Origin of the sequence: Novosphingobium sp. P6W (assembly GCF_000876675.2) — a bacterium.
Lineage (GTDB): Bacteria > Pseudomonadota > Alphaproteobacteria > Sphingomonadales > Sphingomonadaceae > Novosphingobium.
On record NZ_CP030352.1, the window covers coordinates 2252153 to 2276162 of the forward strand.

Here is a 24010-nt window from a genome sequence, read left to right on the forward strand (position 1 = left end):
GCAGGTCATCCCCTGTATCCGTAATAAGAACCGAAGCGGCGGCCGCTCGGGCTGAACTGCGCCGCATTAAGCAGAAGCTGCACGTTCGGGCAGGCGCCAAGCAGCGAGATCGCATCGTTGAGCGCACCGCGCCCGGTCTTGTCGGCGCGCACGATCACCATCGTCTGGCCGACATACTTGGCCAGTTCCGCTGCCGGCGAGGCCGAAAGCGCAGGCGGCGAATCGAAGATCACCATGCGATTGGGAGAGCCCTGCGTCAGCCGGTCAAGCACGCGCGCGGTGCGCGAACTGGCGATATATTCGCTGTCGTGGCTGGTCGTGTCGCCTGCGGGCAGCACCCAGAGGCCCGGAATATCGGTGCTCAGCACGCAGTCGGCAACGTCCAGTTCCTCGTCCATCAGCGCATCCATCAACCCCGGACCGCCCGGCAGGCCAAGCGCCGAGAGGACCGAAGGTTTGGCGAAATCGGCATCGACCAGAAGAACTTCGCTGTCCTTCTCGGCGGCGATGGAAAGCGCGAGGTTGAGCGCGCAGTATGTCTTGCCCTCACCCGGATGGGGCGAGCTGACGAGGATGCGCTGGGCCATCGGGCCTGCCTTCTGGCGGCGCAGGTCGGCCGCCTGCAACAGAAGCTGGCGCTTGACGATGCGGAACTCTTCCAGAAGTTCGGTTACCGTGCCTTCGGGCACAATCAGGCCCTGGGCGCGCAGATGCTCCCGGTCGACCGGGTGGGCCTCACTGTGGAAGATGGCCGGCTCGATGGCAGGTTCGGGCACGGCGACCGGCGCGGCAACAGGCACAGGAGCCGGGGCAGCGACCGGAGGCGCAACAGGCGCAGGAGCCGGTGCAGGCACGGGCGCAGGCGCAGGCGCGACCTGCTGGGCCTCGGGCGGCTTCACCGGAAAACGGCGCGAGGGCGGCTCGGTCGAAACCGGCAGCGGCTTGCCGAGGAAGCTGTTGAAGTCGAACTTTCCGGCGGCGCGCTCGAACAGCGATTCGCCGGCGGACTCGCCCTGCTGCTTCGGTTCGGGGATCTTGTGCTGGTCGGTCATGTCGATTCCCTCAGGCCACCATGCCGCGCTGAATGAATTCGGCGGCAAGCAGCACCACGAACAGCCCGCAAAGCGCGGCGCAGCTGGCGTAGAAGTATTTCAGGCGCTTGGCACGCAGCACGCGGGCCCCATCGGTCAGGCTCTGCGAAATCGCGCCGAGCACCGGCAGGCCGGTCGCCCGCTCCAGCCCCGAGGTCGTCGCGAACACCGAACGCACGCGGCTTAGGGCAAAGGCCGCCGCGCAGCCGCCCGCAAGGCCGACCACCAGCACGCCCAGCAGCAGCACCGGACGGTTGGGCGCAACCGGCGAGCGCGGGGTCGTTGGCGGATCGACCACTTCGAACTTCACCGCTTCACGCTCGGTCTTCACTTCGCCGCGCAGGCGCAGTTCCTCACGGTCCTGCAGGAGTTTGTCGTACTGCTGGCGCAGCACGTCGTAGTCGCGGTTGATGCGGGTCGCCTGGGTGGCAAGTTCCGGGTCCTGGATCGCCGAGGCCGTCAGCGAAGCGATATCCGACTGGAGCGCCGCCTTGCGGGACTGGAGCGCCTGGACATTGGCCTGACGCTCTGCCCGGATCGACTGGAGCGAGCTGTAGGCGGGATTGATCGTCCCCCCGCCGTTCGCCGCATCCTGCGAAGCCGCGCCCCGCAGCGCCGCCACCTGATTGCGGGCAGCGATCACGTCGGGGTGGTTTTCGGTAAGGCCGCGTGCGCGCATTCCGGCAAGGTCCGCCTGGGCGCGGGCCAGCACCGACTGCGGGCTGCCATCGGCAACCCCGCCCGCGATCGTGCGCGGGGTTCCGGCAAGCTGGCCGTCGATCGCGGCCGAAGCGCTCTGCGCGGCGGAAAGGTCGGCCTCGATGTCACGCAGCGAAGCGCGCGAGGTTTCGAGCCGCTGCACCATCGCGGCGCCGCCTAGCGCCATTTCGGGGTGCTGCGCCTCGAACGCGGTGCGCTTGCTTTCGGCCGATTCCAGTTCACGCTCGCGCTGCTGGAGCTGCTGGTTCACGAACTGCATCGTCTCGACCATGTCGCCGCGGTCGCCCGAGAGGTTTTCCTCGCGGAAGATGTCGATCAGCTTCTGCGCGACGCTCTGCGCCAGCTGGGCATTCTCGGAATCGGAGAAAGACTTGTTGTTGGCGGTCGCGGTGATCTCGAAGAGGTTGTCCTCCTGGCTCACGACCTTGACGTTGGTCGCCAGCTTGAGGACCGCGGCCTCCATCTGCTTGGGGTTCTGGATCGTGTCGCCCAGACGCGTGGCGCGCACCACCTTCTCAAGGTTGACGGCGCTGGTCAGGGTCTGTCGGATACGCTCGATATCGCGCTTCTTGTCGGCCACGCCGATGCCAACCTGCTCGGCAAGGGCGTCGTCCAGCTGGATGAAGATGCGGGCGCGCGATTCGTAGCTGTTGGGCACCATGGCAACCACCAGCCAACCAGCCATGCAGACCGCCCAGGCAGCGCCCAGCGCGATCCAGCGGCGATGCCAGACGCTGTGCAGCGCGCTGAGCAGTTCTTCGTAGAGCGTATCCATGGTTTCGATCCGGCCTCTTAGAACATGCTCTCGGGGATGATGATCACGTCGCCCGGGCTCAGCATGACATTGGCCTTGCTGTCACCCTTCTTGAGCAGATCGCCCAGACGCAGGTCGTATTCCTTTTGCGTGCCGCTCGCCTTGTCGAAGCGGATCAGGCGCGCCTTGTTACCTGCCGCATATTCGGACAGGCCGCCAACCGCAATCATCGCGTCCAGCACGGTCATGTTCGCACGGTAGGGGATCGAGGCCGGCTTCTCGGTCGCGCCGACGATGCGGATCTGCTGGCTGAACGTGCCGGAGAACCCGTCGACGATGACCGAAACCAGCGGGTCCTCGATATATTGCGAGAGCTGGAGCCGGATGTCCTCGGCCAGCATCGAGGGCGTCTTGCCCACGGCCGGCATGTCGGTGATGAGCGGCGTGGTGATACGCCCATCGGGCCGCACCTGCACTTTCGCGCCCAGTTCCGGGTTGCGCCAGACGAACACGGTCAGCTGGTCCAGCGGGCCGATGATATATTCCTCGCCCGGACCTTCCTGCATGGAAACGAAGGATGCAGGCGGCAGCTCGGGCCCGGAAGTCGTCGCGCATCCCGTCAGGGCGACACTGGCAAGCGTGGAACCAGCCAGGAGTCGGGTGAAACGGCGATGCGGCATGGAGACTTCCCTGTATGCGCCTTCCTGTATCCCGTGCGCGAAGGCACAGGGCAGGACTTGGCAAAATCCGGTGTCCGGTATCGGTTGAAAGGGTGAATATTGCGTTAGCCTTGCCGGGCTAATTGGGGGTGGTCCCATAACGGGACGGAGGGAAAACAAGGGTTAACGCCCGTTTCCTCCGTCCCGTTATGCCTGGACAAGCATTTCCGCCGCCGGGCCCTGCCCCAGGAACGTCGCGGGGCTGGCGCTGGCGCCGTAAGCCCCGGCGCAGAACACCGCGATCAGATCGCCCACATCGGCGCGCGGGAAACCGCCCTTGTCGGCCAGCTTGTCGAGCGGCGTACACAGGCACCCCACGATCGAGGCTTCCTCCTCAACCCCGGCGCCAAAGCGCGTGGCGATGGCGGAGGGGTAATTACGCCGCACCACCGTGCCGAAATTGCCCGAGGCCGCAAGCTGGTGATGCAGCCCGCCGTCAGTGACGAGAAACACCTCGCCGTGGCTGACTTTGCGGTCGACGATCCGGGCCAGATAGACCCCCGCCTCGCCCACCAGGTAGCGGCCCAGTTCGATGCAGAACTCGGTCTCGCGCAGGACTTCGGGCAGCGATTCCATCTGCTGCGCCAATAGCTGCCCGACCAGCGTCAGATCGACCGGCGTGTCACCGGGGAAGTAGGGAATGCCCAGCCCTCCGCCCAGATTGCAATGCGGCAGCGGCCCGCCGCTTTCCTGCGCCAGCTGCGCCGCCAGCGCGAGGGCCTGCCCCTGCGTCTCGGCGATCGCTTCTGCGCCCAGCGCCTGGCTACCGGCAAAGATATGAAAGCCCCGCCACTCCGCCCCGCTGTCGATCACGGTGCGGACCAGGGCCGGCACCCGCTCGGCATCGACGCCAAAGGGCTTGGCGCCGCCGCCCATCTTCATGCCCGAACCCTTGAGGTCAAAGCTGGGATTGACCCGGATCGCCAGACGCGGCGTTTTGCCAAGGCGCTGGCCGATGGCAATTGCACGGGCGGCCTCGCCCTCCGATTCGAGGTTGAGGGTTACCCCGGCCAGAATCGCCGCTTCCAGTTCGGCATCGCGCTTGCCGGGACCGGCGAAGCTGACTTTGGCCAGCGGCAGACCCGCCCCCCTTACGATCTCCAGTTCCCCGCCCGAGGCGATGTCGAACCCGTCGACCAACCCCGCCATCAGCGCCAGCATCGGAGGATAGGGGTTGGCCTTCACCGCATAATGCAGCGCCACCCGCTGCGGCAGCGCGGCGCGAAGCTCGGCCACGCGGCGGCGCACATGATCGGCGCTATAGACGAACAGCGGCGTCGCGCCCGCCTCCTCCACCAAATGAGTGACAGGGCGGCCTGCGACGCCAAGAACGCCGTCTATGGCATCGTAGCCAGCGGGAATCGGACCCAGCGCCTTCACGCGGCCATCTCCGCAGAGATCTGGGCGGCAAGGCCGGTACGGTCGATCTTGCCATTCGGCCCGATCGGCATCGCATCGCGCCAGTGGATCACTTTTGGCTGCATGAAATTCGGTAGTTCCTGCATGAGCTTGCGGGGCAGTTCCTCCGCCGCATCGAGGCTCGACGGCGCCGCCCTTACGACGAGGTGCACTGCCTGTCCAAGCCGCTCGTCAGCCACGCCCAGCGCCACCGCCTCGGCGACGAGACCTGTGCCCAGCGCCGCTTCCTCGACTTCCTGCGGAGAGATGCGGTTGCCCGCGCTTTTAATCATCGCATCGCGCCGGCCGACGAAATAGAGCAGGCCATCGGCGGCCCGCTTAACCCGGTCCCCCGACCACACCGCGATCCCGCCATAGCGCGAGGCCGCAGGCGCCGGCTTGTACCGCTCGGCGGTACGCGCGGCGTCCTGCCAGTACCCTTGCGCGACCAGTGGCCCGCAGTGCACCAGCTCACCTTCCTCCCCGTCCTGAGCAACCTCCCCCAAGTCGTTGATTATGATGATTTCGGCATGAGGGATCGCCTTGCCCATCGAGGTCGGATGGCTGTCGACAAGGTCCGGGTCGAGATAAGTCGAGCGGAACGCCTCGGTCAGCCCGTACATCGGAAACAGCCGCGCCTGCGGGAACAGCGCGCGCAGGCGGCGGACCAGATCGACCGTCAGCGCGCCGCCGCTATTGGTCAGGCGCCGCAGCTTCGCCGCCGTTTCGGCCGGCCATTCCAGTTCGCAGACCTGCACCCACAAAGGCGGCACGGCGGCAAGCGTGGTGACGCCGTGACGCCCCGCCGCCTTCACGACGTCGCGTGGCATCAGGTAATCGAGCGGGATCACACAGCCGCCCGCGAACCACATAGAGAGCAACTGGTTCTGCCCGTAATCGAACGAAAGCGGCAGCACCGCCAGCGTCCGGTCGTCCGCCGCAAGGCCAAGGTAATCGGCGACACTTTCCGCCCCAAGCCACATGTTGGCATGGCTGAGCATCACCCCCTTGGGCCGCCCGGTGGAGCCGCTGGTATAAAGGATCGCGGCAAGGTCATCCGGGTCCGCCTTGGACGGCAGCATATCGCCGCCCAGATCGGCAGCGGCCTGCAATGCCTCCCCCTCGCCCAGCAGGCGGCAACCCTTGGTCACGTCGGCTGCATTCAGCGTCGCCAGCCGAGCGGGCGTGGCGATCAGCAGAACAGACCCGCTATCGCCCAGAATATGGGCGACCTGCGCGTGCTTGAGCAGCGGATTGACCGGCACATGCACCAGCCCCGCCCGCGCCGCGGCAAGCGGCATGAGGCAGGTCAGTTCGCCCTTTGCGGCCCAGGTGGCGACACGCGCGCCTTTTTCGGGGATCTCGCGCGCCAGCCATGCGGCCAGGCGGGAGACACGCGATCTTAAGTCCTTCCAACTAACCACGCCTTCGCGCAGTACCAGAGCATCGCCGTCATCGTCCCCGCGCAGGGCCAGATGGTCGAGCGGCAGGATGGATTGTTCAAGACTGCCGGGCATATGCAAGGAAAGGCTCCGCGAGGACGTGGTGAAGGTCGACTATCACTCTGATCTTAAGGAAGTGCAATCGGATGGCCAGCTTGCGCAGGCGCTGTCCGAGGCACACCAGAGCGCACCTTTCGACCGGCTTGCGTGGTGGCAGGGGCTGTCCGAATACTGCGGACTGGTGCCGCTGCTGGCGGTAGCGCGCGGGGACGACGGCGCCCTCGCCGTGCTGCCGCTGGCCGGAAAGGCGGGCCATCTGACCGCCCTGTCCAACTGGTACACCTTCCGTTTCCGGCCTATTCTGCTGGGCGGTCGCGCGCCGCTGGATGCGCTGGCGACGAGGCTAAAATCGCGCGCGCACCGCATAACCCTCTCCCACGTTCCCGATGAGGACGGCAGCGCGTCCGCGCTTGAAACCGCGTTCCGCAACGCTGGCTGGCTGGTCCTCCGCGAGGTTTGCGACACCAACCGCATCCTGCCGCTGGAAGGGCGCTCCTGCGACGAATATCTGGCCGCCCGCCCCGGCAAACTGCGCACCACCCTGAAGCGCAAGTCGGGCAAGATGGTCACGCGGGTCCTCACCGAATTCGACGGCGAGGCTTGGGCGCAGTACGAATCGATCTACGCCGAAAGCTGGAAACCCGAGGAAGGATCGCCCGATTTCCTGCGCGCCTTCGCCCGCGCGGAAGGCGCGGCGGGCCGCCTCAGACTGGCCCTCGCCCACGACGCTGCCGATCCGCAAGGTCCCGCCATCGCGGCCCAGATGTGGACAGTGGAAGGGGGCACCGCCTTCATCCACAAGCTGGCCCACCGCGAGGCGGCAAGGCCCCTCTCGCCCGGCTCCGTGCTGACCGCCGCCTTGATGCGCCGCGTGATCGACGTCGACCGCGTGACGCTGGTGGATTTCGGCACCGGCGACGATCCCTACAAGCAGGATTGGATGGAACAGCAACGCGTGCGCTACCGGCTGGACATGTTTCGCCCGTTTTCTCCGCGAAACTGGCCCGTTCTCGTGCAGATCGGCCTGCGCGGCCTTGCCGCACGTGCGAAGCGCGGCTAGACGCCGCCCGTTAATAATGAGACTGCGCCGAGGGGCCATGCCAGACGAAACCGACCTGCTGCTGCGCCGCATCCTGACGGATGTGCTGGGCCTAAAGCCCGGCCAGGCCGATGCGTTCGACGCCGATACCGGCCTGTTCGGTCACTTGCCCGAACTCGATTCGATGGCCGTGGCCGGCCTGCTCACCGAACTGGAAGACCGCCTCGACATCATGATCGAGGACGACGAGATCGACGGCGAGATGCTGGAGACCTACGGCGGCCTGCTTGCTTTCGCCGAGGCGAAGCGCGGCTCCTGATGGGCATGTGCCGATGACCCCGTCGAGCTGGCCCTGCCCGCTCCCCGGTGGCGGCACTTGCGAGGAATTCGCGCTCCAGTTCGACGCGGGCCGCACCGTGCGCCTGCTCGTCGTGCCGGCGCTGTTCGACGAAGGCAACCGGATGCGGCGCTTCACCGTAGAGGTGATGCGCCGGCTGGACACGGCCGGGATCGACAGTTTCCTGCCCGATTTTCCAGGCTGCAACGAAAGCCTGCAGGCACTGGAAGCTCAGGACCCGACCGACTGGCTGGACGCCATGACGGCAGCGGCCCGGCACTTCAACGCCGGCCACGTACTGGGCATTCGCGGCGGCTGCCTGTTCACCCCGCAGCGCCTGCCCGCCTTTCACTACGCCCCGGTTAAGGCCGCCTCGATCCTGCGCCAGATGGTACGCGCCCGCATCCTCGCCTCGCGTGAGGCGGGCCGCGAGGAGAACCGCGAACAGTTGGCGCAAACCGCGCTGGCCGACGGGATCACCTTGGCGGGCTATGAACTTGGCGCTGATTTCTACCGCCATTTCGAACCGATGGCGGCGGATGACGATGCCGTGATCGTCGCGCAGGAACATCTGGGCGGCAGCGGCCTGTGGCTGCGCGCCGAACCTGACGAGAACGCCGCTCAGGCAGATGCGCTGGCGGCGATCCTTGCTTCGGCGCTTGCATCATGAGCCGGCGGCATTTCACGTTCCTGTGCGGCGGCGACGGCCTTGTCGCCACGCTGGATCCAGCGCCGGGACGCACCGCGCTGCTGCTCGTCTCGGGCGGCAACGAAGTGCGCGCCGGCGCATGGAACGGGCAGGCCCGCTTCGCCGCGCGCATCGCCGGTCAAGGCTTTCCGGTCCTGCGCTTCGACCGGCGCGGCGTGGGTGACAGCGAGGGCTTCAACGCAGGCTTCCGCTCCAGCGCCGACGACCTCGCCGCAGCGGTCCGCGCCTTGCGAGCGCAGTGCCCGCAGGTCGACCGCGTGGTGGGGCTGGGCAACTGCGACGCCGCCAGCGCGCTGATGCTGGCGCAGGGCGCGGGGCTGGACGCGCTGGTGCTGTCGAACCCCTGGACTATCGAGGACGAAGCGGAGGAAGCGCCTGCCGAGGTGGTGCGCGATCACTACCGCCGCCGTCTGGCCGATCCGGCGGCGATCAAGCGGTTGCTGACGGGGCAGGTCTCGCTGGCGAAACTGGTGCGCAGCCTTGCCTCGGCGATGCGCCCTGCCCCTGCCGCACCCGATGGGCTGGCCGCGCAGATGGCGCAGGGGATTGCCGGGTTCGCAGGCGACATCCGCTTTCTCGTCGCCGGGCGAGACCGGACCGGACTGGCCTTCCTCTCGCGCTGGGACAAGGCGGACACGCGTATCCGCACCTGCGCAGGGGCAACGCACAGCTACGTCGAGCCTGAAGCGCAAGAGTGGTTGGCCGAGCAGGTTCTGGAAGTGCTACGCGGCTGAGGCCGGGTATGCCGATGGGCCTTCGACAAGCTCAGGCTGAGCGGAATCGAGGGGATCGGCAGAGAGTGCGGCGGTAGTACTCGGTTCGGCTCAGCCTGAGCTTGTCGAAGGCCGCTGGCGCCGTGCGGTCCCGCGCGATGTGAACACGGCGGAGAGGACATCCCCCTCCCCCCGCCGGGTTTGGTATCAGCCCTGCACCGTCTCGGTGACGCGTTCGAATTCCTTCGCGGCGAGATAGCGTTCGGCGTCCAGCGCGGCCATGCAGCCCATGCCGGCGGCGGTGATCGCCTGGCGGTATATGTGGTCAGACACGTCGCCCGCCGCAAACACGCCCGGAACGTCGGTCTTGGGCGTACCCGGCTGGACCAGCAGGTAGCCCGTCTCGTCCATCGCCAGCTTGCCCTTGAACAGTTCGGTCGCAGGCGCGTGGCCGATGGCGACGAAAGCGCCGTCGGTGAGGATTTCGCTCTGCTCGCCAGTGACGGTGTCGATCAGCGCCAGCGCGCGCAGGCCGCCGTCATCACCGTCCAAGAAGCGGTCGACGCGCTGGTTCCACACCACCTTGATCTTGGGGTGCGCGAACAGGCGGTCCTGCAGAATCTTCTCCGCCCGCAGCGTATCGCGGCGGTGGATCAGGGTCACGTCGTCGGAATGGTTGGTGAGGTACAGCGCTTCCTCGACCGCGGTGTTGCCGCCGCCGATCACGACCACCTTCTTGCCGCGGTAGAAGAACCCGTCGCAGGTGGCGCAGGCCGATACGCCCTTGCCGGAAAGCTCCTGCTCACCCGGAACGCCCAGCCACTGCGCCTGCGCGCCGGTGGCGATGACCAGGGTTTCGCCTTCGTAGATATCGCCGCCGTCGCCAACCGCAACGAAGGTATCGCCCGAAATATCGACCGAGGTGATCGTGTCCCACAACATGCGGGTGCCGACATGGACCGCCTGGGCCTCCATCTCCTGCATCAGCCAGGGGCCCTGGATGACTTCGCGGAAACCGGGGTAGTTCTCGACATCGGTGGTGATGGTCAGTTGGCCGCCGGGCTGCAGGCCCTGCACCACGATCGGCGCCATGCCGGCGCGCGCACCGTAGATGGCGGCGGAAAGCCCGGCAGGGCCGGAGCCGATGATGAGCATACGGGTCTTGTGCGTGGTCGCCATGTGGCTGTCTCCGGCGTGAATTCGTTGGCCGCGAGATAGGGGTTCAAGCACCGGTTTGCCAAGCATTGGCGTGCCCAAGCATTTATTTCATCCCCGCAAATGAGAGCTTGCCCGCCCCGCCGGGCAAACATTGGCCGATTGACCTTCGCCCTGCCCCGCCCCAATTCATCGCACATGGAATCATTGCTCGGCCCGACTTCGAACCGCTTCGTCTCGCAGCGCCTGCGCCTGAACTACGTCGACTGGGGCAACCCGGAGGCGCCCTTGCTGATCCTCCAGCACGGCGGGCGCGATCATTGCCGCAGCTGGGACTGGGTGGCCGAGGAACTGCGCCGCGACTGGCACGTCATCTGCCCGGACCTGCGCGGTCACGGCGACAGCGAATGGTCGCCCGAGGGCCACTACGGCATGGACGCATTCGTCTACGATTTCGCGCAGCTGGTGCACACGCTGGGACAGGACAAGGTGACGATCATCGCCCATTCGCTGGGCGGCAACATCGCCACGCGCTACACCGGGCTGTACCCGGAGAAGGTGGCGAAGTTCGTCAATATCGAGGGCCTCGGCCCGCCGCCGGGTATGCGCCGCGAAGCCGAGGTCAATGCAAGCGACCGCCTGCGCCAGTGGGTGGAGGACAAGCGCAAGGCCTCGGGCCGCATGGTGCGCAAATACTCGACGCTGCGCGATGCCTACCAGCGCATGAAGGACGAAAACACCTTCCTCACCGACCAGCAGGCCCGCCACCTCACCGTCCACGGCGCCAGCCGTAACGAGGACGGCACCTGGAGCTGGAAGTTCGACAACTACCTCAACGTCTGGTCAGCATCGGACCTGCCGACCGACCAGGTCGTCGCCCTATGGGAAGCGATCTCCTGTCCGGTACTGATGCTGTGGGGCAAGGACAGCTTCGCCGCCAGCCCGGCGGGTGACGGCCGCATGGACTATTTCCCGAGCGCCAGGCTGGTCGAATACGAGAATGCCGGTCACTGGCTGCACCACGATCAGTTCGATCGGTTCATGGCCGACGTGAAGGAGTTCCTGGGCTAAACCGCCAGTTCCATCTGCCAAACGGCCGGGCGCAGTGGTTCGCGATGGGTATCCAAAGAGAATGGGCATGAAAAAGGCGGCGCGAAGGCCGCCTCAGTTCAGGTAAACGTCACCATCAAATGGTGATCTAACGCCGGGATGGACGGCAATTCATGCCTGCCATTCCCGGAACCATGCTTCCCAGGACCGGCCGTTCAGGCCAGCAGGAAGTAACCCAGCGCAGCCCAACATGCCATGCAGAGCAGGATCGCGATAATCAGTCCGCGACCGTCATGCTCTTCCTCGCTGCTTCCCATCCGCTGGGCGGCATAGACCATGCCGGCAGGAATGCGCGTCGAGAAATTCCGGGTTCTTTCCGAAAAGCGTTCGAAGCGGATAATGTTTTCGTCTGCGACCTTCATCACTTGATCCTCAATTGCCGAGACGGTTTCGAGAGCGCTTCTTCGCCCGTACCGTCCTGATCAATCCCACAGGCTGCGCCTATTAGCGTCAGATCCCAGCTCGTTTGTTGCCATGGGTATAACAAAATTCGGCGGATCGTTCCAGAATATCCCGAATGCCTCACATGCTTTTAATCTTCGGATAGAATGTGAAATCATAATCGATTAGACGGTAATTTTCTGTCTTTGACGCGAAATTTTCGTTGATTGCGTTATACGCTCATTTTGCATTGCAAAACGTTCGTTCAGGTTGGTTTTGCTGAACTTTGCAATCGATGCCTATCGTCAGGCCTCAAATTCTGCCGCAGGACAGCAGTCACTCGGCCAGCATACGGTGCAGTGCAACACAAAATGCGCGCAGGTCGTTTTTCGACAGGTGCAAGTGTGTAGAGCCGATATGGTTGAACGCCGCGCCGAAGTGATTCGCGAGGTCGTCTCACGGTTGTCGCCAGTGGAAGCCGTGCCTGCCCTTGCCGCCGGACCGGAGCCATTCTACCCTGCGTCCATGACGACAGCGCCCAGCCTCAAGATCAAGATTCAGATCCATTGTGGCAGTGAAATCGCCATGGGGCCAGGCAAGGCGGACCTGCTCGACTCGATCTGCGAACATGGCTCCATCTCGGCCGCTGCGCGGACAATGGGCATGAGCTACCGCCGGGCCTGGCTGCTTGTCGATGTGATGAACCGCTGCTGGAACGGCCCGCTGGTACGCACCGCACCCGGCCGCTCGGCCAGCAGCGGGGCGCAGTTGACTGAACTGGGTGACCAGGTGCTGGCCCATTACCGCGCCTTGCAGGACGGCATCGCCGATGCATCGCGCGGGACGGACTACGATGCCCTCGCCGGGCGCCTGCTCTCAGAACCCCGCGCCAGCCAGAAGGACTGACAGCGCCGTCCGCCCAGCTCCTAGCCAGCCTTGCCCGATACCTTGCAAACCCGGGCGCGCGATATACTGTCAGATACAGTACCCCTCGGAGACTTTCGAATGCGCAAGTACCTCGCCATCCTGCTGACGGCGTTTCTCGCGGCGCTCGCCGCGCTGCTCCCCGCCGCGACGATGGCCGCACCGCAAAGGCTGGCGCCGCTGGTGCTCGCCGCTGCCAGTCTGCAGGAGTCGATGAACGCAGCCGCCGATGCGTGGAAGGCAAAGGGCCATCCGCGCCCGCGCATTTCCTTCGCTGGTTCATCCGCCCTGGCACGTCAGATCGCCTCTGGCGCACCTGCCGACCTATTCGTTTCGGCGGACGAGCCGTGGATGGACGATGTCCAGTCCAAAGGGCTGCTGCGCAAGGGCACACGCATTTCATTCCTGCGCAATTCGCTGGTGCTGATCGCCCCGCGCGCCAGCACGGTACGCCTGCGCATCGCGGCGAACATGCCGCTTGCCCGGACGCTGGGCACCGGACGCCTCGCCATCGCCGACCCGGCCGGCGTGCCGGCTGGGGTCTATGCCAAACAGTCGCTCACCAAGCTGGGCGTGTGGAATTCCGTTCAGAGCCAGCTTGCGCCGGGTGAAAGCGTGCGCGCCGCGCTGGCGCTGGTCAGCCGGGGCGCGGCGCCGCTGGGCGTGGTTTACGCCACCGATGCCCGCGCCGATCCGGGCGTGCGCGTCGTCGGCGTCTTCCCCGAAAACAGCCACGACCCGATCAGCTACCCGGTCGCCGTCATCGCCTCTTCACGCAATCCCGAAGCCGATGCATTCCGCCGTTACCTGATCTCCGCCGAAGGCAAGGCGGTGTTCCGCCGCTTCGGGTTCGGGACGAAATAAGCCGGCCGTGAATTCCCTGGCCACTGGTTGGCTTTCCCCGGCTGAATGGGAGGTTCTCATCCTCTCGCTCAAAGTCAGCGGCGTTGCGATCGTGGCAGCGCTGCCGGCGTCCTTTGCGCTCGCGTGGGTACTGGCCCGCTGGCGCTTCCCCGGCAAGGTGCTGGTCGACGCACTGGTCCACCTGCCGCTGGTTCTGCCGCCGGTGGTGACCGGGTGGCTGCTGCTGATCGCCTTCAGTCCCAACGCGCCGCTGGGCGGTTTTCTGGAGCGGACTTTCGGCGTGACCTTCCTGTTCCGCTGGACCGGCGCGGCGCTGGCGGCGGCGGTAATGGCGCTGCCGTTGATGGTGCGGGCGATGCGGCTTTCGCTGGAAGCTGTCGACCGGCGGCTGGAAAGCGCCGCACGCACTCTGGGAGCCGGACCGTGGCGCACCTTCGCCACCGTCACCCTGCCGCTATCGGCCAATGGCATTCTTGCCGCGCTGGTCCTTGGCCTCGCCCGTTCGGTGGGAGAGTTCGGCGCCACGATCACTTTTGCCTCCAACATTCCCGGTGAAACGCAGACCCTGCCGCTGGCCATCTACAGCGCCTTGCAGATGCCGGGCTCGGACATCCAGGTTGCGCGGCTGGCGGGGCTGTCGGTGCTGCTGTCGGTCGGCGCGCTGGTCCTGTCGGAATGGCTGGCGCGGCGCAGCGGACAGGAAAAGGGGCGCCATGTCGTCTGACGCCCCCGCCTTCGAGATCGCCGTCACCCTGAAGCGCGGCCGATTGCGGCTGACTTACGATTTCACCGCAGGCCCCGGCCTCACCGCACTGTTCGGCCCCTCCGGCGCGGGCAAGACCAGCCTGCTCGATGCGGTGGCGGGACTTGCCCGCCCGGCACAAGGGCGCATCGCCGTCTCCGGCACGGTGCTATATGACCGGGCGGCGCGCATCGACCTCAAGCCGGAGCGGCGGCGCTGCGGTTATGTGTTTCAGGACCTGCGCCTGTTTCCCCACCATACTGTGCGCGACAACTTGCGCTACGGCTGGAAGCTGGCGGAAGCGCAGCAGCGCTCGCTGGGCTGGGACCATACGCTGGACCTGCTGGGCATCGCGCCCTTGCTGGACCGGATGCCCGCAACGCTCTCAGGCGGGGAGGCGCAGCGTGTCGCCATCGGGCGCGCGCTGCTCTCCGGCCCGGCATTCCTGCTGATGGACGAACCGCTCGCCTCGGTCGACGCCGCCCGGCGCGGCGAGATCCTCGGCCTGATCGAGCGCATCCGCAGCAACCTGAAACTGCCGATACTCTACGTCAGCCACGACCGCGCCGAGGTAGAACGCTTGGCCGACCGGATCATCCCGATCCCCGCGCCCTGACCCGCAGGCCAGGGCACGCGATTTTCAGGCATCGCCGGGGCCCGCGCACTTCGCCTTTGCGCACTTCGCGCGGGTCACGGAAAGGCTTACGTCAGTTCAGACCGCGCCGATCAGTTCGCGGCCGATGAGCATACGGCGGATTTCGTTGGTGCCCGCCCCGATATCCAGCAGCTTGGCATCGCGCAGGTAGCGCTCCACCGGCCAGTCCTTGGTGTAGCCCGCACCGCCCAGCGCCTGCACCGCCTCGCCCGAGACGCGGAAAGCGTTCTCGCTCGCCAGCAGGATCGCGCCGGCCGCGTCGAAACGGGTGGTCTGCCCGGCATCGCAGGCGCGTGCCACGGCATAGACATAGGCCCGCGCCGATTGCAGCGCGACGTACATGTCCGCAACCTTGGCCTGCATCAGCTGGAACGCGCCTATCGGCTTGCCGAATTGCTTGCGTTCGCGAAGGTAGGGGATGACCGTGTCGAGGCAGGCCTGCATGATGCCCAGCTGCAGGCCCGAAAGCACCACGCGCTCGTAATCGAGCCCGCTCATCAGTACGCCGACGCCGCCGTGCAGCGGGCCCATGACGTTGTCTTCGGGCACGAAGCAGTCGTCGAACACCAGTTCGCACGTGGGCGAGCCGCGCATGCCCATCTTGTCGATCTTCTGTCCGATCGAGAAACCGGCCATGCCCTTCTCGATCAGGAAGGCGGTGATGCCTTTCGAGCCATCGCCGGTCTTGGCGTAGACCACCAGGGTATCGGCGCAGGTGCCGTTGGTGATCCAGAACTTGGTGCCGTTGAGGCGGAAACCGCCTGCAACGCCCTCAGCCTTCAGCTTCATGCCGACCACGTCCGAACCCGCGCCAACTTCCGACATGGCAAGGCTGCCCACCTGCTCGCCCGAGATCAGGCCCGGCAGATACCTGGCCTTCTGCGCGTCGGTGCCCCAGCGGCGGATCTGATTGACGCACAGGTTGGAGTGCGCACCGTAGGACAGGCCGACCGATGCCGAGGCCCGGCTCACTTCCTCAACCGCGATGACGTGTTCGAGATAGCCCAGGCCGATGCCGCCCCATTCTTCCTCGACGGTCATGCCGTGAAGGCCCAATGCGCCCATTTCGGGCCAGAGGTCGCGCGGAAACCAGTCTTCGGCGTCGACCTTCGCGGCCAGCGGCGCGATGCGCTCGTCCGCGAAGCGGGCCACGGTATCGCGGATCATCAGGGCGCTTTCGCCCAGCGCAAAATCGAAATCGGGGGTGGCGCGCATGTCTTTTGACCCTTTCGCTGAGTGCCTCTCTCGATCCGCCTTTAGCGCAAGATCGATGCTCCGCGAAGAAGGATTATTTCTTGTCTCAAAGCATTTATTACTGTGCCGTCTCGCCGATCCGCAGCGATGCCAAGGCCGCGACCACCAGTGTGCCTGCCGCAAAAGCCATCGTCCAGATCGGCTCGCCGGGGAAAAAGGCCTTCATGATCGAGCCCATCACGGTCGCCACCAGAAGCTGCGGCAGCACCACGAAGACGTTGAACAAGCCCATGTAGATGCCCAGCTTCGCCTGCGGCAGACTGCTGGCAAGAATGGCGTAAGGCATCGCAAGGATCGAGGCCCAGGCGATGCCGATGCCGATTTCGCACGCCAGCAGTGCCTTGGGATCGCGCAGCAGCAGGAAGCCTGCGAACCCGGCCGCGCCCGCGACAAGGCACAGCGCATGGGTCTTCGCCTTGCCCAGCCGCGCGGAGAGCAGCGGCAGCAGCGCCAGAGCGGCGATGGCCGCAACGCCGTTGTAGACGGAGAACAGCACGCCTACCCAGTTGCCCGCCTCCTGATAGGCCGCGCTGGCCGGGTCGGCCGAGCCGAAGTGGTACTTCGCGACCACGGGAGTCGTGTTGATCCACATGATGAACAGCGCCGACCAGCTGAAGAACTGCACGAAAGCCAGCCGCTTCATCAGCGGCGGCATCCCGGCAAAGTCGCCGACGATCCCGGCCAGCATCGAGGCGCTGCGCCCGGCGCGCGCAAGACGGATCGCCAGCATCGTCGCCGCGCCGTACCCGGTCAAAAGGCCCGCAAGCAGGTACACTTCCTTTTCGAGCGCCCACAGCCACACCAGCAGCGCCGCGATGGCGCCCGCGGCAATCCAGGCAATTCCGCCAATCATGCTGCGCGCGGCAAGTGCAGCGGCGGTTGCGCCATCGTCATGCTCGGCCTTGCCGTCGAACGCCGCCTGTTCCTCGGGCGAGTATTCGCGGGTGCTCAGCACTGTCCACAGCACGGCGGCCAGCAGCGCGATGCCGCCGGCCCAGAAGCTGTAGCGCACGGTATCGGGAATGCCGCCCAATGCCGCGCTGTTGGAGACGCCAAGATGCTCCAGAACATAGGGAAACAGCGATCCGACAACTGCGCCCGCGCCGATGAAGGCGGTCTGCACGGCGTAACCGGCAGTGTGCTGGTCGCGGCGCAGCATGTCACCCACGAAGGCGCGGAACGGCTCCATCGAGATATTGAGGCTGGCGTCCAGCATCCACAGCAGCATAGCCGCCATCAGCAGGCCGGAACCGGACCCCCCGCTTTCGGGCATGAGCAGCAATGCGGCCGCCGCCAGCACAGCACCGCCGAGGAAGTAAGGCCTCCGCCGTCCCAGCCGCCCCAACCAAGTTCGGTCGGACATGTGGCCGACGATGGGCTGCACCAGCAGGCCGGTCAGCGGCGCGGCCACCCATAGCGCGGGGAGATCGTCTATCCCGGAGCCGAGCGACTGGAAGACGCGGCTCATATTGGCGTTCTGCAGCGCGAAGCCGATCTGGATACCGAAGAAACCAAAGCTGATGTTCCACAGCCCAGCCCAGCCCTGGCGCGGCTTTTCCTGAATTGCGGCGTGGTCTTGCATCGCTTCCCTTCCCGTTCCTCGCAGACTTTCGCCGCGTCAGGGGCAGTCGCTGCGACTGGCATGTCCGATGCTAGGCGACAACATGCATACGAATGCTTTGTATTCTGGGGTAACGGTTGCGGGTGGCCTTCGACAAGCTCCGGCTGAGCGGAGTTGGTGCTATTCGTGGGAGATAGATCCGGTTTGGTGCGCCCACCAACCTTGCCGCTTCCGCTCAGCCTGAGCTTGTCGAAGGCCCCGCCGTACTGCCCCTCACCACCAGTTTCGCATCCAGCGTACCCGCCGGGACGTCGCCGTCCTCGATCTGCGCGGCAAGCGTTTCGACCAGGACTTCGCCAGCCCGCTTGAGATCCTGCATGATCGTGGTCAGCGGCGGATTGGTCATGCTGGCCGCGGGCAGATCGTCGAAGCCCATCACCGCCACGTCGCCGGGGACCGACAGGCCCGCTTCGGCCAAGGCGCGCATGGCGCCCACGGCGATCGTATCGCTGGCCGCGAAAACGGCGTCGAAAGCCGTGCCCTTGGCGATCAGCGCGGCCATCGCGGCGTGGCCCCGGTCCTCAAGGTTCACGGCGTTGCATTGCAGGTGCGGGTCGGGCGCGATGCCGGCGGTCGCCAGCGCCTCGCACAGGCCGCGGTAACGGTCGGCGAACTCGGGGTAATGCTCGTCCGCCTGGCCCAGGAAAGCGATGCGGCGGCGGCCTAGGCCCAGCAGGTGCTCGCCCGCCATGCGGCCTGCCCCCACGTTGTCGGACCCCACCGTGGCACCGATGTTCGCCTCGTCCACGCTGCCCCAGCGCACGAAATGGGTGCCCTGCCCCACCAGCTGGCGAAGGCGGCTTTCGTAGACCTTGTAGTCCCCGTAACCGAGCAGGATCAGGCCGTCGGCGCGGTGGCTGTCCTGGTAGCGAACATGCCAGTCATCCTCCAGCTTCTGGAACGAGATCAGCAGGTCCAGCCCGCGCGTCGCACAGCTTCGCGTGATCGCGCCGAGCATGGCGAGGAAGAACGGGTTGATCTTGGAATCGTCAGGCATCTGTTCTTCGAAGAACAGCAGCGCAATGGTGTTCGACCGCTGCGAGCGCAGGGACGAGGCATTCTTGTCGACCGAATAGTTCAGCTCGCGCGCGATCGCTTCGATCCGGGCGCGGGTTTCGGCGCTGACCGACTTGGCCCCGCGCAGCGCCCTGCTCACCGTCGGCTGGGAGACCCCGGCGCGGTAGGCGATGTCGAAACTGGTTGGTCGGTTGCTAGGCTTGCGTCCCATCTTGCCATCTCTTTGTCGCCGGTCATCAGCGATGCTGCACTGCAACAGAGCATGATCGCTTCCCCTCCAGGATGCCGGTAATCCAACGCTTACGGGCAAATCCGGGCGTTGCATAGAAGCAACGAACGTAGCTATGCGGCACCTGCGTATACGTATGCCCTATTATGCGCTGCGCAGTCTCATCTTAAGTAAAGGGGGTAGATGGAGTCGCGGCAGCAATGTGCGGGCTCCAAAAATGGGCGGTGCCGGTCGCCATAGTTCGCAGTTTCCGGTGGGGACAGGAGAGGGAAACCAAAATGCAGCTTCGTAAGCCAATTTCCGCCGCCGGGACTTCGTCCTGCATGGCCGTCGCCGCTGTGCTGGTCGCAGCCGCACTGCCCGCCGCCGCGCAGGCGCAGGACGCCGCCGATGACACCGCAGCCGACCAGAGCGCCATCATCGTCACCGGCTTTCGCGCCAGTCTTCAGAACGCGATCAACAAGAAGCGCACCGCCGAACAGATCGTGGAATCGGTCTCGGCCGAGGACATCGGCAAGCTGCCGGACGCCTCGATCGCGGAATCGATCGCGCGCCTGCCGGGCCTGACCTCGCAGCGCGTCAACGGGCGGTCCAACTCGATCGCCATTCGCGGCTTCTCGCCGGACTTCTCGACCACGCTGCTGAACGGCCGCGAGCAGACCTCCACTGGCGACAACCGCGCGGTAGAATACGATCAGTATCCGTCCGAGGTCGTCAGCGCCGTCAATGTCTACAAGACGCCGATGGCCAGCCTCGTCGGTCAGGGCCTTTCGGGCACGGTGGACATGCGCACGATCCGCCCGCTCGACACCGGCAAGCGCATCATCACCGTGGGCGCGCGCGGTTCCTACGCCGATCTCGGCAAGCTCAACGCCGGGTCGACCGACAAGGGTTACCGCGTCAACGCGATGTACGTCGACCAGTTCGCGAACGACACCCTCGGCATCGCACTGGGCGCCAGCTACACCAACGAGCCTTACCAGGTTAAGGAATACAACGCCTGGGGTTACTCCGACCTCGCCAATGGCGACCGGGTGATCGGCGGCGCGAAGGCACTGGTCACCTCTACCAAGCTCAAGCGCCTGGGCTTCAACGGTACGCTGGAATGGCGCCCCACGCCGAACCTGACGACCACGCTCGACGGGTTCTATTCCAACTTCAAGGACGACCAGATCAAGCGCGGCGTCGAACTGCCGCTGGCGATGGACCCCGATACCGCCGTGCTCAATCCGGGCTACTCCGCCGAGGACGGCCTTGTTACCGCAGGCCAGTTCTCGGGCGTGAAGGGCGTGGTCCGCAACGACCTGTTCCAGCGTCATGCCAAGCTCTATTCGTTCGGCTGGAACACCAAGTGGGAAGGCGACGACGGCTGGAAGGCCTTCTTCGACGTCAGCTATTCCAAGACCGACCGCAACGAACTGAACATCGAGACCAATGCCGGAACGGGCCGCAACACGATCGGCGCCTATGATACCATCGGCTTCACCACCGGCACCAAGGGCAGCGTTTTCTCGCCGGGTCTGAACTACGGCGACTTCGACACGATCCTGCTGACCAGCCCGCAAGGCTGGGGCGGCACCCAGATCGCGCCCGATGGCACCGCGATCCGCAATGGGCAGGACGGCTACTACAACGACCGCCGCATCAAGGACGAACTCTGGCAGTTCCGCACCGAGGTCGAGCATGAATTCGAGGGCGGCCCGCTGCACTCGTTCCAGGTCGGCATGAACTACACCAACCGTTCCAAGACGCTGGTGCCCGAGGAATACTTCCTGGGTCTGGCCGCCAATACCGATGGCCTGACCAGCGTTGCCGTGCCCGAACAGTACCGCAAGGGCACGACCGATCTGGGCTATGCCGGCCTTGGCGAGGTCATCAGCTACGACCCGGCAGCGCTGGTGCGTGACGGCATCTACAACCGCGTCGCCAACCCCTACGGCGATGTGGTGGTCAAGAGCTACGCGATCCGTGAGCGGCTGATGACGGCCTATCTCCAGGGCAACCTCGACACGGACGTCGGCGCCGCGCACCTCACCGGCAACTTCGGCGTGCAGGCGCAGTGGACCGACCAGAACTCACGCGGGGCCACCGCCGTGCTTCTGGGCACCAACGCCAACGGATCGCCCAACGTCGGGGCCCTGGCGCGCAGGGAAAGCACCGACTATCTCGACGTGCTGCCCAGCCTCAATCTGTCGCTGCGCTTCCCCAGCGAGTTCGTCATCCGCTTTGCCGCGGCGCGCGAGATCATCCGTCCGCGCCTCGACGACATGCGCGCCTCGGAGAGCTTCGAATACCTGCTGACCGAAGACGCGAACGGCGCCCCGGTGGCGCAGGTCAGCGGCAAGTCCGGCAACCCGGACCTGCGTCCGTGGCGCGCCAACGCGCTGGACCTGACGTTCGAGAAGTACTTCTCCAGCAAGGGTTACATCGCCGCGCAGTTCTTCTGGAAGGAGCTGAAAAGCTACGTCTACAACCAGGACATTCTGGTCCCCACCAGCAGCCTCTCGCTTGCCCCGGCAGCCGATGGCGTAGCCTTCGCGGACACCGCGCTCATCAACGTGCCGATCAACGGCAAGGGCGGCAAGCTCTACGGCGTGGAGATCGCCACCACCCTGCCGTTCGACGCCTTCGTATCGGCGCTGGAAGGCTTCGGCGTCACCGGCTCGGTCGCTTACACCAAGAGCAAGATCCAGCCCTCGCCGGGTGAAGCGGCCAGCGCTCTGCCGGGCTATTCGAAGTGGGTCGCCAACGGCACCGCCTACTTCGAGAAGGCCGGTTTCAACGCCCGTGGTTCGGTGCGCTATCGCTCCACCTTCCTGGGTGAAGTCTCCGGTTTCGCGGCCAACCGCGTGCGCCGCCGCGCCGCTTCGGAGACGATCGTGGACGGGCAGATCGGCTACGATTTCCAGCCGGGCAGCGCCCTGGAAGGCCTCTCGCTCTACATCCAGGGCCAGAATCTGACCGACGCGCCTTTCGTCACTACCAACCCGGGCGATACCCGCGAGGTCATCGATTACCAGACTTACGGCCGCCGTTTCCTGGCCGGTTTCACCTATAAATTCTGAGCCCCCCCGGCGCGGCAGGAGATCCTCCTCCTCATCTGCCGCGCCACATGGGCGGAACCGGGAAGTCACCCTCCCTGCCCGGTTCCGCCTATCTCCCGGATGCTGCACATTCGGGGGGAAAATGCGGGCGCAATGCCGGCCAATGCGAAGGACCGACCGATGAAACGCCTCCTCCCCTCGCTTGCAGCCCTCGCGCTTGCCCTTGCCCACGGCGCCGCAGGGGCCGCGCCCGAACAGGACATGCGCGCGCGGACGCCCCAGCAGGAAGTGATCTACTTCGTCCTGCCTGACCGCTTCGAAAACGGCGATCCTGCAAACGACAGGGGCGGACTCAAGGGCGGGAAACTGCAGACCGGCTTCGACGCAGCTGACAAGGCCTTCTACCACGGCGGCGATCTCAAGGGCCTGACGCAGAAGCTGGACTATATCGAAGGCCTTGGCGCCAGTGCGATCTGGGTCGGGCCGATCTTCAAGAACAAGCCGGTGCAGGGCCCCAAGGGCGAAGAGAGCGCCGGATACCACGGCTACTGGATCACCGACTTCACGCAGGTCGATCCGCACCTCGGCACCGATGCCGATTTCAAGGCCCTCGTCGATGCTGCCCATGCGCGCGGCATGAAGGTCTACATGGACATCATCGTCAACCACACCGCCGACGTCATTCAGTACAAGGAAGGCGCAGCGCAGGGCTATCCTTACCGGTCGAAGGCTGATTACCCCTTCTCCACGCGGGGCGGCGTGAAGGGAGCGCCGATCAACCCCGGCTTCGCGGGCGATACTGTGGCCACGGCCCAGAACTGGGCCAGGCTCACCGATCCCACTTTCGCCTATACCCCCGTCGTCCCCAAGGGCGAAGGCAAGGTGAAGGTCCCTGCCTGGCTCAACGATCCGATCTATTACCACAACCGAGGCAACACCGACTGGAAGGGCGAAAGCGCGCAATACGGCGATTTCGTGGGCCTGGACGACCTCGCCACCGAGGACCCGCGCGTAATCGCGGGCATGATCGACATCTACGGAGCGTGGATCGACCGCTTCGGCATCGACGGCTTCCGCATCGACACCGCCAAGCACGTCGATGCCGCATTCTGGCGCTCGTTCGTACCGGCCATGCAGGCACGCGCGAAGGCGAAGGGCATTCCCAACTTCCACATCTTCGGCGAAGTGACCACCGGCGACGTCTACGACCCCGCGCTGCTCGCTTCGTGGACGCGCAATTCGGGGCTGCCCGCAGTGCTCGACTTTGCGTTCATGCAGGCCGCGATCAGCGCCAGCAGCGGCAAGTCCGGCACCCAGGACCTGGCCCGCATGGTCGAGGATGACGTGCTTTATCAAGGAGGCAAGGCGGCGGCGATGCAATTGCCGACGTTTCTTGGCAACCACGACGCCGGGCGCATCGCCATGTTCATCAAGCAGGCGCGCCCCGGTATCGCAGCGGACGAACTGCTCGCCCGTGACAAGCTGGCCCATGCCCTGCTGCTGACCCTGCGCGGGGTGCCGACGATCTATTCGGGCGATGAACAGGGCTTTGTCGGCGAAGGCAACGACCAGCTTTCGCGGCAGGACATGTTCCCGTCCAAGACCTCGATCTACAACGCGGAAAAGCTTGTCGGCACGGATGCCACCACGGCGCAGGCGAACTTCGACACCGCCCACCCGCTTTACACGTTCATCGCGGGCCTTGCGAAATTGCGGCGCGCCGCACCTGCCCTGACTTCCGGGCGGACGGAACTGCGCACCGCGTCTGAGGAACCGGGCCTGTTCGCCGTCTCGCGCTTCGATCCGAATAACGGGCGAGAGGTTCTGCTGGCCTACAATACCTCGACCAAGCCGGTTACCGCGCAGGTCCAAGTCGATCCCGCATCCCGCCGTTTCGCAGGACTCGCGGGCAGCGATTGCGCGCCGGAATCCAGCGCTCCGGGCTCTCTCACAGTGACGCTTCCCCCGCTTGGCTTCGCCGTTTGCGCCGCGCGTCCCTGACGACAGCTGACCGTACCCGAATGACTTGCAA

At 65.6% G+C, this 24010-nt stretch carries 21 protein-coding genes; 11 read left to right on the forward strand and 10 right to left on the reverse strand.

Features of this window, described 5'->3' with window-relative positions; genetic code table 11:
- Nucleotides 1-5: 5 nt before the first annotated feature.
- From TQ38_RS10950 to TQ38_RS10970, 5 genes are all read right to left on the reverse strand, one after another.
- Nucleotides 6-1052: an AAA family ATPase gene (locus TQ38_RS10950; protein WP_043972653.1), complete on the reverse strand. Its 1047-nt coding sequence runs from the start codon at nucleotides 1050-1052 to the stop codon at nucleotides 6-8.
- 10 nt (nucleotides 1053-1062) lie between these two features.
- Entirely contained in the window at nucleotides 1063-2586 is a 1524-nt protein-coding gene (locus tag TQ38_RS10955; RefSeq protein ID WP_043972650.1) for an XrtA system polysaccharide chain length determinant, read from the reverse strand.
- 17 nt (nucleotides 2587-2603) lie between these two features.
- Entirely contained in the window at nucleotides 2604-3245 is a 642-nt protein-coding gene (locus TQ38_RS10960; RefSeq protein WP_043972647.1) for an XrtA/PEP-CTERM system exopolysaccharide export protein, read from the reverse strand.
- A gap of 186 nt (nucleotides 3246-3431) precedes the next feature.
- Entirely contained in the window at nucleotides 3432-4664 is a 1233-nt protein-coding gene (locus TQ38_RS10965) for a pyridoxal-dependent decarboxylase, exosortase A system-associated (protein WP_043972644.1), read from the reverse strand.
- Complete coding sequence (locus TQ38_RS10970; protein ID WP_043972642.1) at nucleotides 4661-6199, reverse strand: acyl-CoA ligase (AMP-forming), exosortase A system-associated; 1539 nt, start codon at nucleotides 6197-6199, stop codon at nucleotides 4661-4663. The genes TQ38_RS10965 and TQ38_RS10970 overlap by 4 nt, the downstream gene beginning before the upstream one ends.
- A 25-nt stretch (nucleotides 6200-6224) precedes the next feature.
- Here TQ38_RS10970 and TQ38_RS10975 point away from each other — a divergent pair, with 25 nt between their 5' ends.
- Genes TQ38_RS10975 through TQ38_RS10990 form a run of 4 tightly spaced genes read left to right on the forward strand, consistent with a single transcriptional unit; the run spans nucleotide 6225 to nucleotide 9003 of the window.
- Nucleotides 6225-7244: a GNAT family N-acetyltransferase gene (locus TQ38_RS10975; protein WP_043972640.1), complete on the forward strand. Its 1020-nt coding sequence runs from the start codon at nucleotides 6225-6227 to the stop codon at nucleotides 7242-7244.
- A gap of 37 nt (nucleotides 7245-7281) precedes the next feature.
- Nucleotides 7282-7542 carry an acyl carrier protein gene (locus TQ38_RS10980; RefSeq protein ID WP_043972638.1) on the forward strand — a complete coding sequence of 87 codons (261 nt, stop codon included), beginning with the start codon at nucleotides 7282-7284 and terminating at the stop codon, nucleotides 7540-7542.
- A gap of 13 nt (nucleotides 7543-7555) precedes the next feature.
- Entirely contained in the window at nucleotides 7556-8230 is a 675-nt protein-coding gene (locus TQ38_RS10985; protein ID WP_043972635.1) for a hypothetical protein, read from the forward strand.
- Complete coding sequence (locus tag TQ38_RS10990; protein WP_043972632.1) at nucleotides 8227-9003, forward strand: hydrolase 1, exosortase A system-associated; 777 nt, start codon at nucleotides 8227-8229, stop codon at nucleotides 9001-9003. Before TQ38_RS10985 ends, TQ38_RS10990 begins: the two co-directional genes overlap by 4 nt.
- Before the next feature lie 186 nt (nucleotides 9004-9189).
- On the opposite strand, the gene trxB is transcribed toward TQ38_RS10990, so the two are convergent.
- Nucleotides 9190-10161 (reverse strand): thioredoxin-disulfide reductase, encoded by a 972-nt coding sequence (trxB, locus tag TQ38_RS10995; RefSeq protein WP_043972628.1) that lies wholly within the window; start codon nucleotides 10159-10161, stop codon nucleotides 9190-9192.
- Nucleotides 10162-10335: 174 nt separating this feature from the next.
- Here trxB and TQ38_RS11000 point away from each other — a divergent pair, with 174 nt between their 5' ends.
- Nucleotides 10336-11208, forward strand: coding sequence for an alpha/beta fold hydrolase (locus tag TQ38_RS11000; RefSeq protein ID WP_043973427.1), 873 nt, complete (start codon nucleotides 10336-10338; stop codon nucleotides 11206-11208).
- A gap of 194 nt (nucleotides 11209-11402) precedes the next feature.
- Here TQ38_RS11000 and TQ38_RS11005 read toward each other — a convergent pair whose 3' ends face one another.
- The gene (locus TQ38_RS11005; RefSeq protein WP_043972625.1) at nucleotides 11403-11609 is read right to left on the reverse strand and encodes a hypothetical protein; all 207 of its coding nucleotides are present in this window, start codon (nucleotides 11607-11609) and stop codon (nucleotides 11403-11405) included.
- A gap of 544 nt (nucleotides 11610-12153) precedes the next feature.
- Here TQ38_RS11005 and TQ38_RS11010 point away from each other — a divergent pair.
- From TQ38_RS11010 to TQ38_RS11025, 4 genes are all read left to right on the forward strand, one after another.
- The gene (locus TQ38_RS11010; protein ID WP_043973425.1) at nucleotides 12154-12534 is read left to right on the forward strand and encodes a winged helix-turn-helix domain-containing protein; all 381 of its coding nucleotides are present in this window, start codon (nucleotides 12154-12156) and stop codon (nucleotides 12532-12534) included.
- Between the two features lie 99 nt (nucleotides 12535-12633).
- Entirely contained in the window at nucleotides 12634-13416 is a 783-nt protein-coding gene (modA, locus tag TQ38_RS11015; protein ID WP_043972621.1) for a molybdate ABC transporter substrate-binding protein, read from the forward strand.
- A 7-nt stretch (nucleotides 13417-13423) separates the two neighbouring features.
- Entirely contained in the window at nucleotides 13424-14140 is a 717-nt protein-coding gene (gene modB, locus TQ38_RS11020; protein ID WP_240197866.1) for a molybdate ABC transporter permease subunit, read from the forward strand.
- Entirely contained in the window at nucleotides 14130-14774 is a 645-nt protein-coding gene (locus tag TQ38_RS11025; protein ID WP_043972620.1) for a molybdenum ABC transporter ATP-binding protein, read from the forward strand. Before modB ends, TQ38_RS11025 begins: the two co-directional genes overlap by 11 nt.
- A 96-nt stretch (nucleotides 14775-14870) precedes the next feature.
- Here TQ38_RS11025 and TQ38_RS11030 read toward each other — a convergent pair whose 3' ends face one another.
- The 3 genes from TQ38_RS11030 to TQ38_RS11040 all read right to left on the reverse strand — a co-directional run bounded on the left by TQ38_RS11030 (nucleotide 14871) and on the right by TQ38_RS11040 (nucleotide 18916).
- The gene (locus TQ38_RS11030; RefSeq protein ID WP_043972615.1) at nucleotides 14871-16028 is read right to left on the reverse strand and encodes an acyl-CoA dehydrogenase family protein; all 1158 of its coding nucleotides are present in this window, start codon (nucleotides 16026-16028) and stop codon (nucleotides 14871-14873) included.
- 97 nt (nucleotides 16029-16125) lie between these two features.
- On the reverse strand, nucleotides 16126-17649 hold the full coding sequence (locus TQ38_RS11035) for an MFS transporter (RefSeq protein WP_043972612.1): 1524 nt from the start codon (nucleotides 17647-17649) through the stop codon (nucleotides 16126-16128).
- Nucleotides 17650-17863: 214 nt separating this feature from the next.
- Nucleotides 17864-18916, reverse strand: coding sequence for a LacI family DNA-binding transcriptional regulator (locus TQ38_RS11040; protein ID WP_043972607.1), 1053 nt, complete (start codon nucleotides 18914-18916; stop codon nucleotides 17864-17866).
- Nucleotides 18917-19257: 341 nt separating this feature from the next.
- Between TQ38_RS11040 and TQ38_RS11045 the strand changes: the two genes are divergently transcribed.
- Together TQ38_RS11045 and TQ38_RS11050 are read left to right on the forward strand one after the other, a co-directional pair.
- Nucleotides 19258-21999, forward strand: coding sequence for a TonB-dependent receptor (locus tag TQ38_RS11045; RefSeq protein ID WP_043973420.1), 2742 nt, complete (start codon nucleotides 19258-19260; stop codon nucleotides 21997-21999).
- 159 nt (nucleotides 22000-22158) lie between these two features.
- Nucleotides 22159-23979, forward strand: a complete 1821-nt coding sequence (locus TQ38_RS11050) for an alpha-amylase family glycosyl hydrolase (protein ID WP_043973417.1) — start codon at nucleotides 22159-22161, stop codon at nucleotides 23977-23979.
- Nucleotides 23980-24010 lie beyond the last annotated feature (31 nt).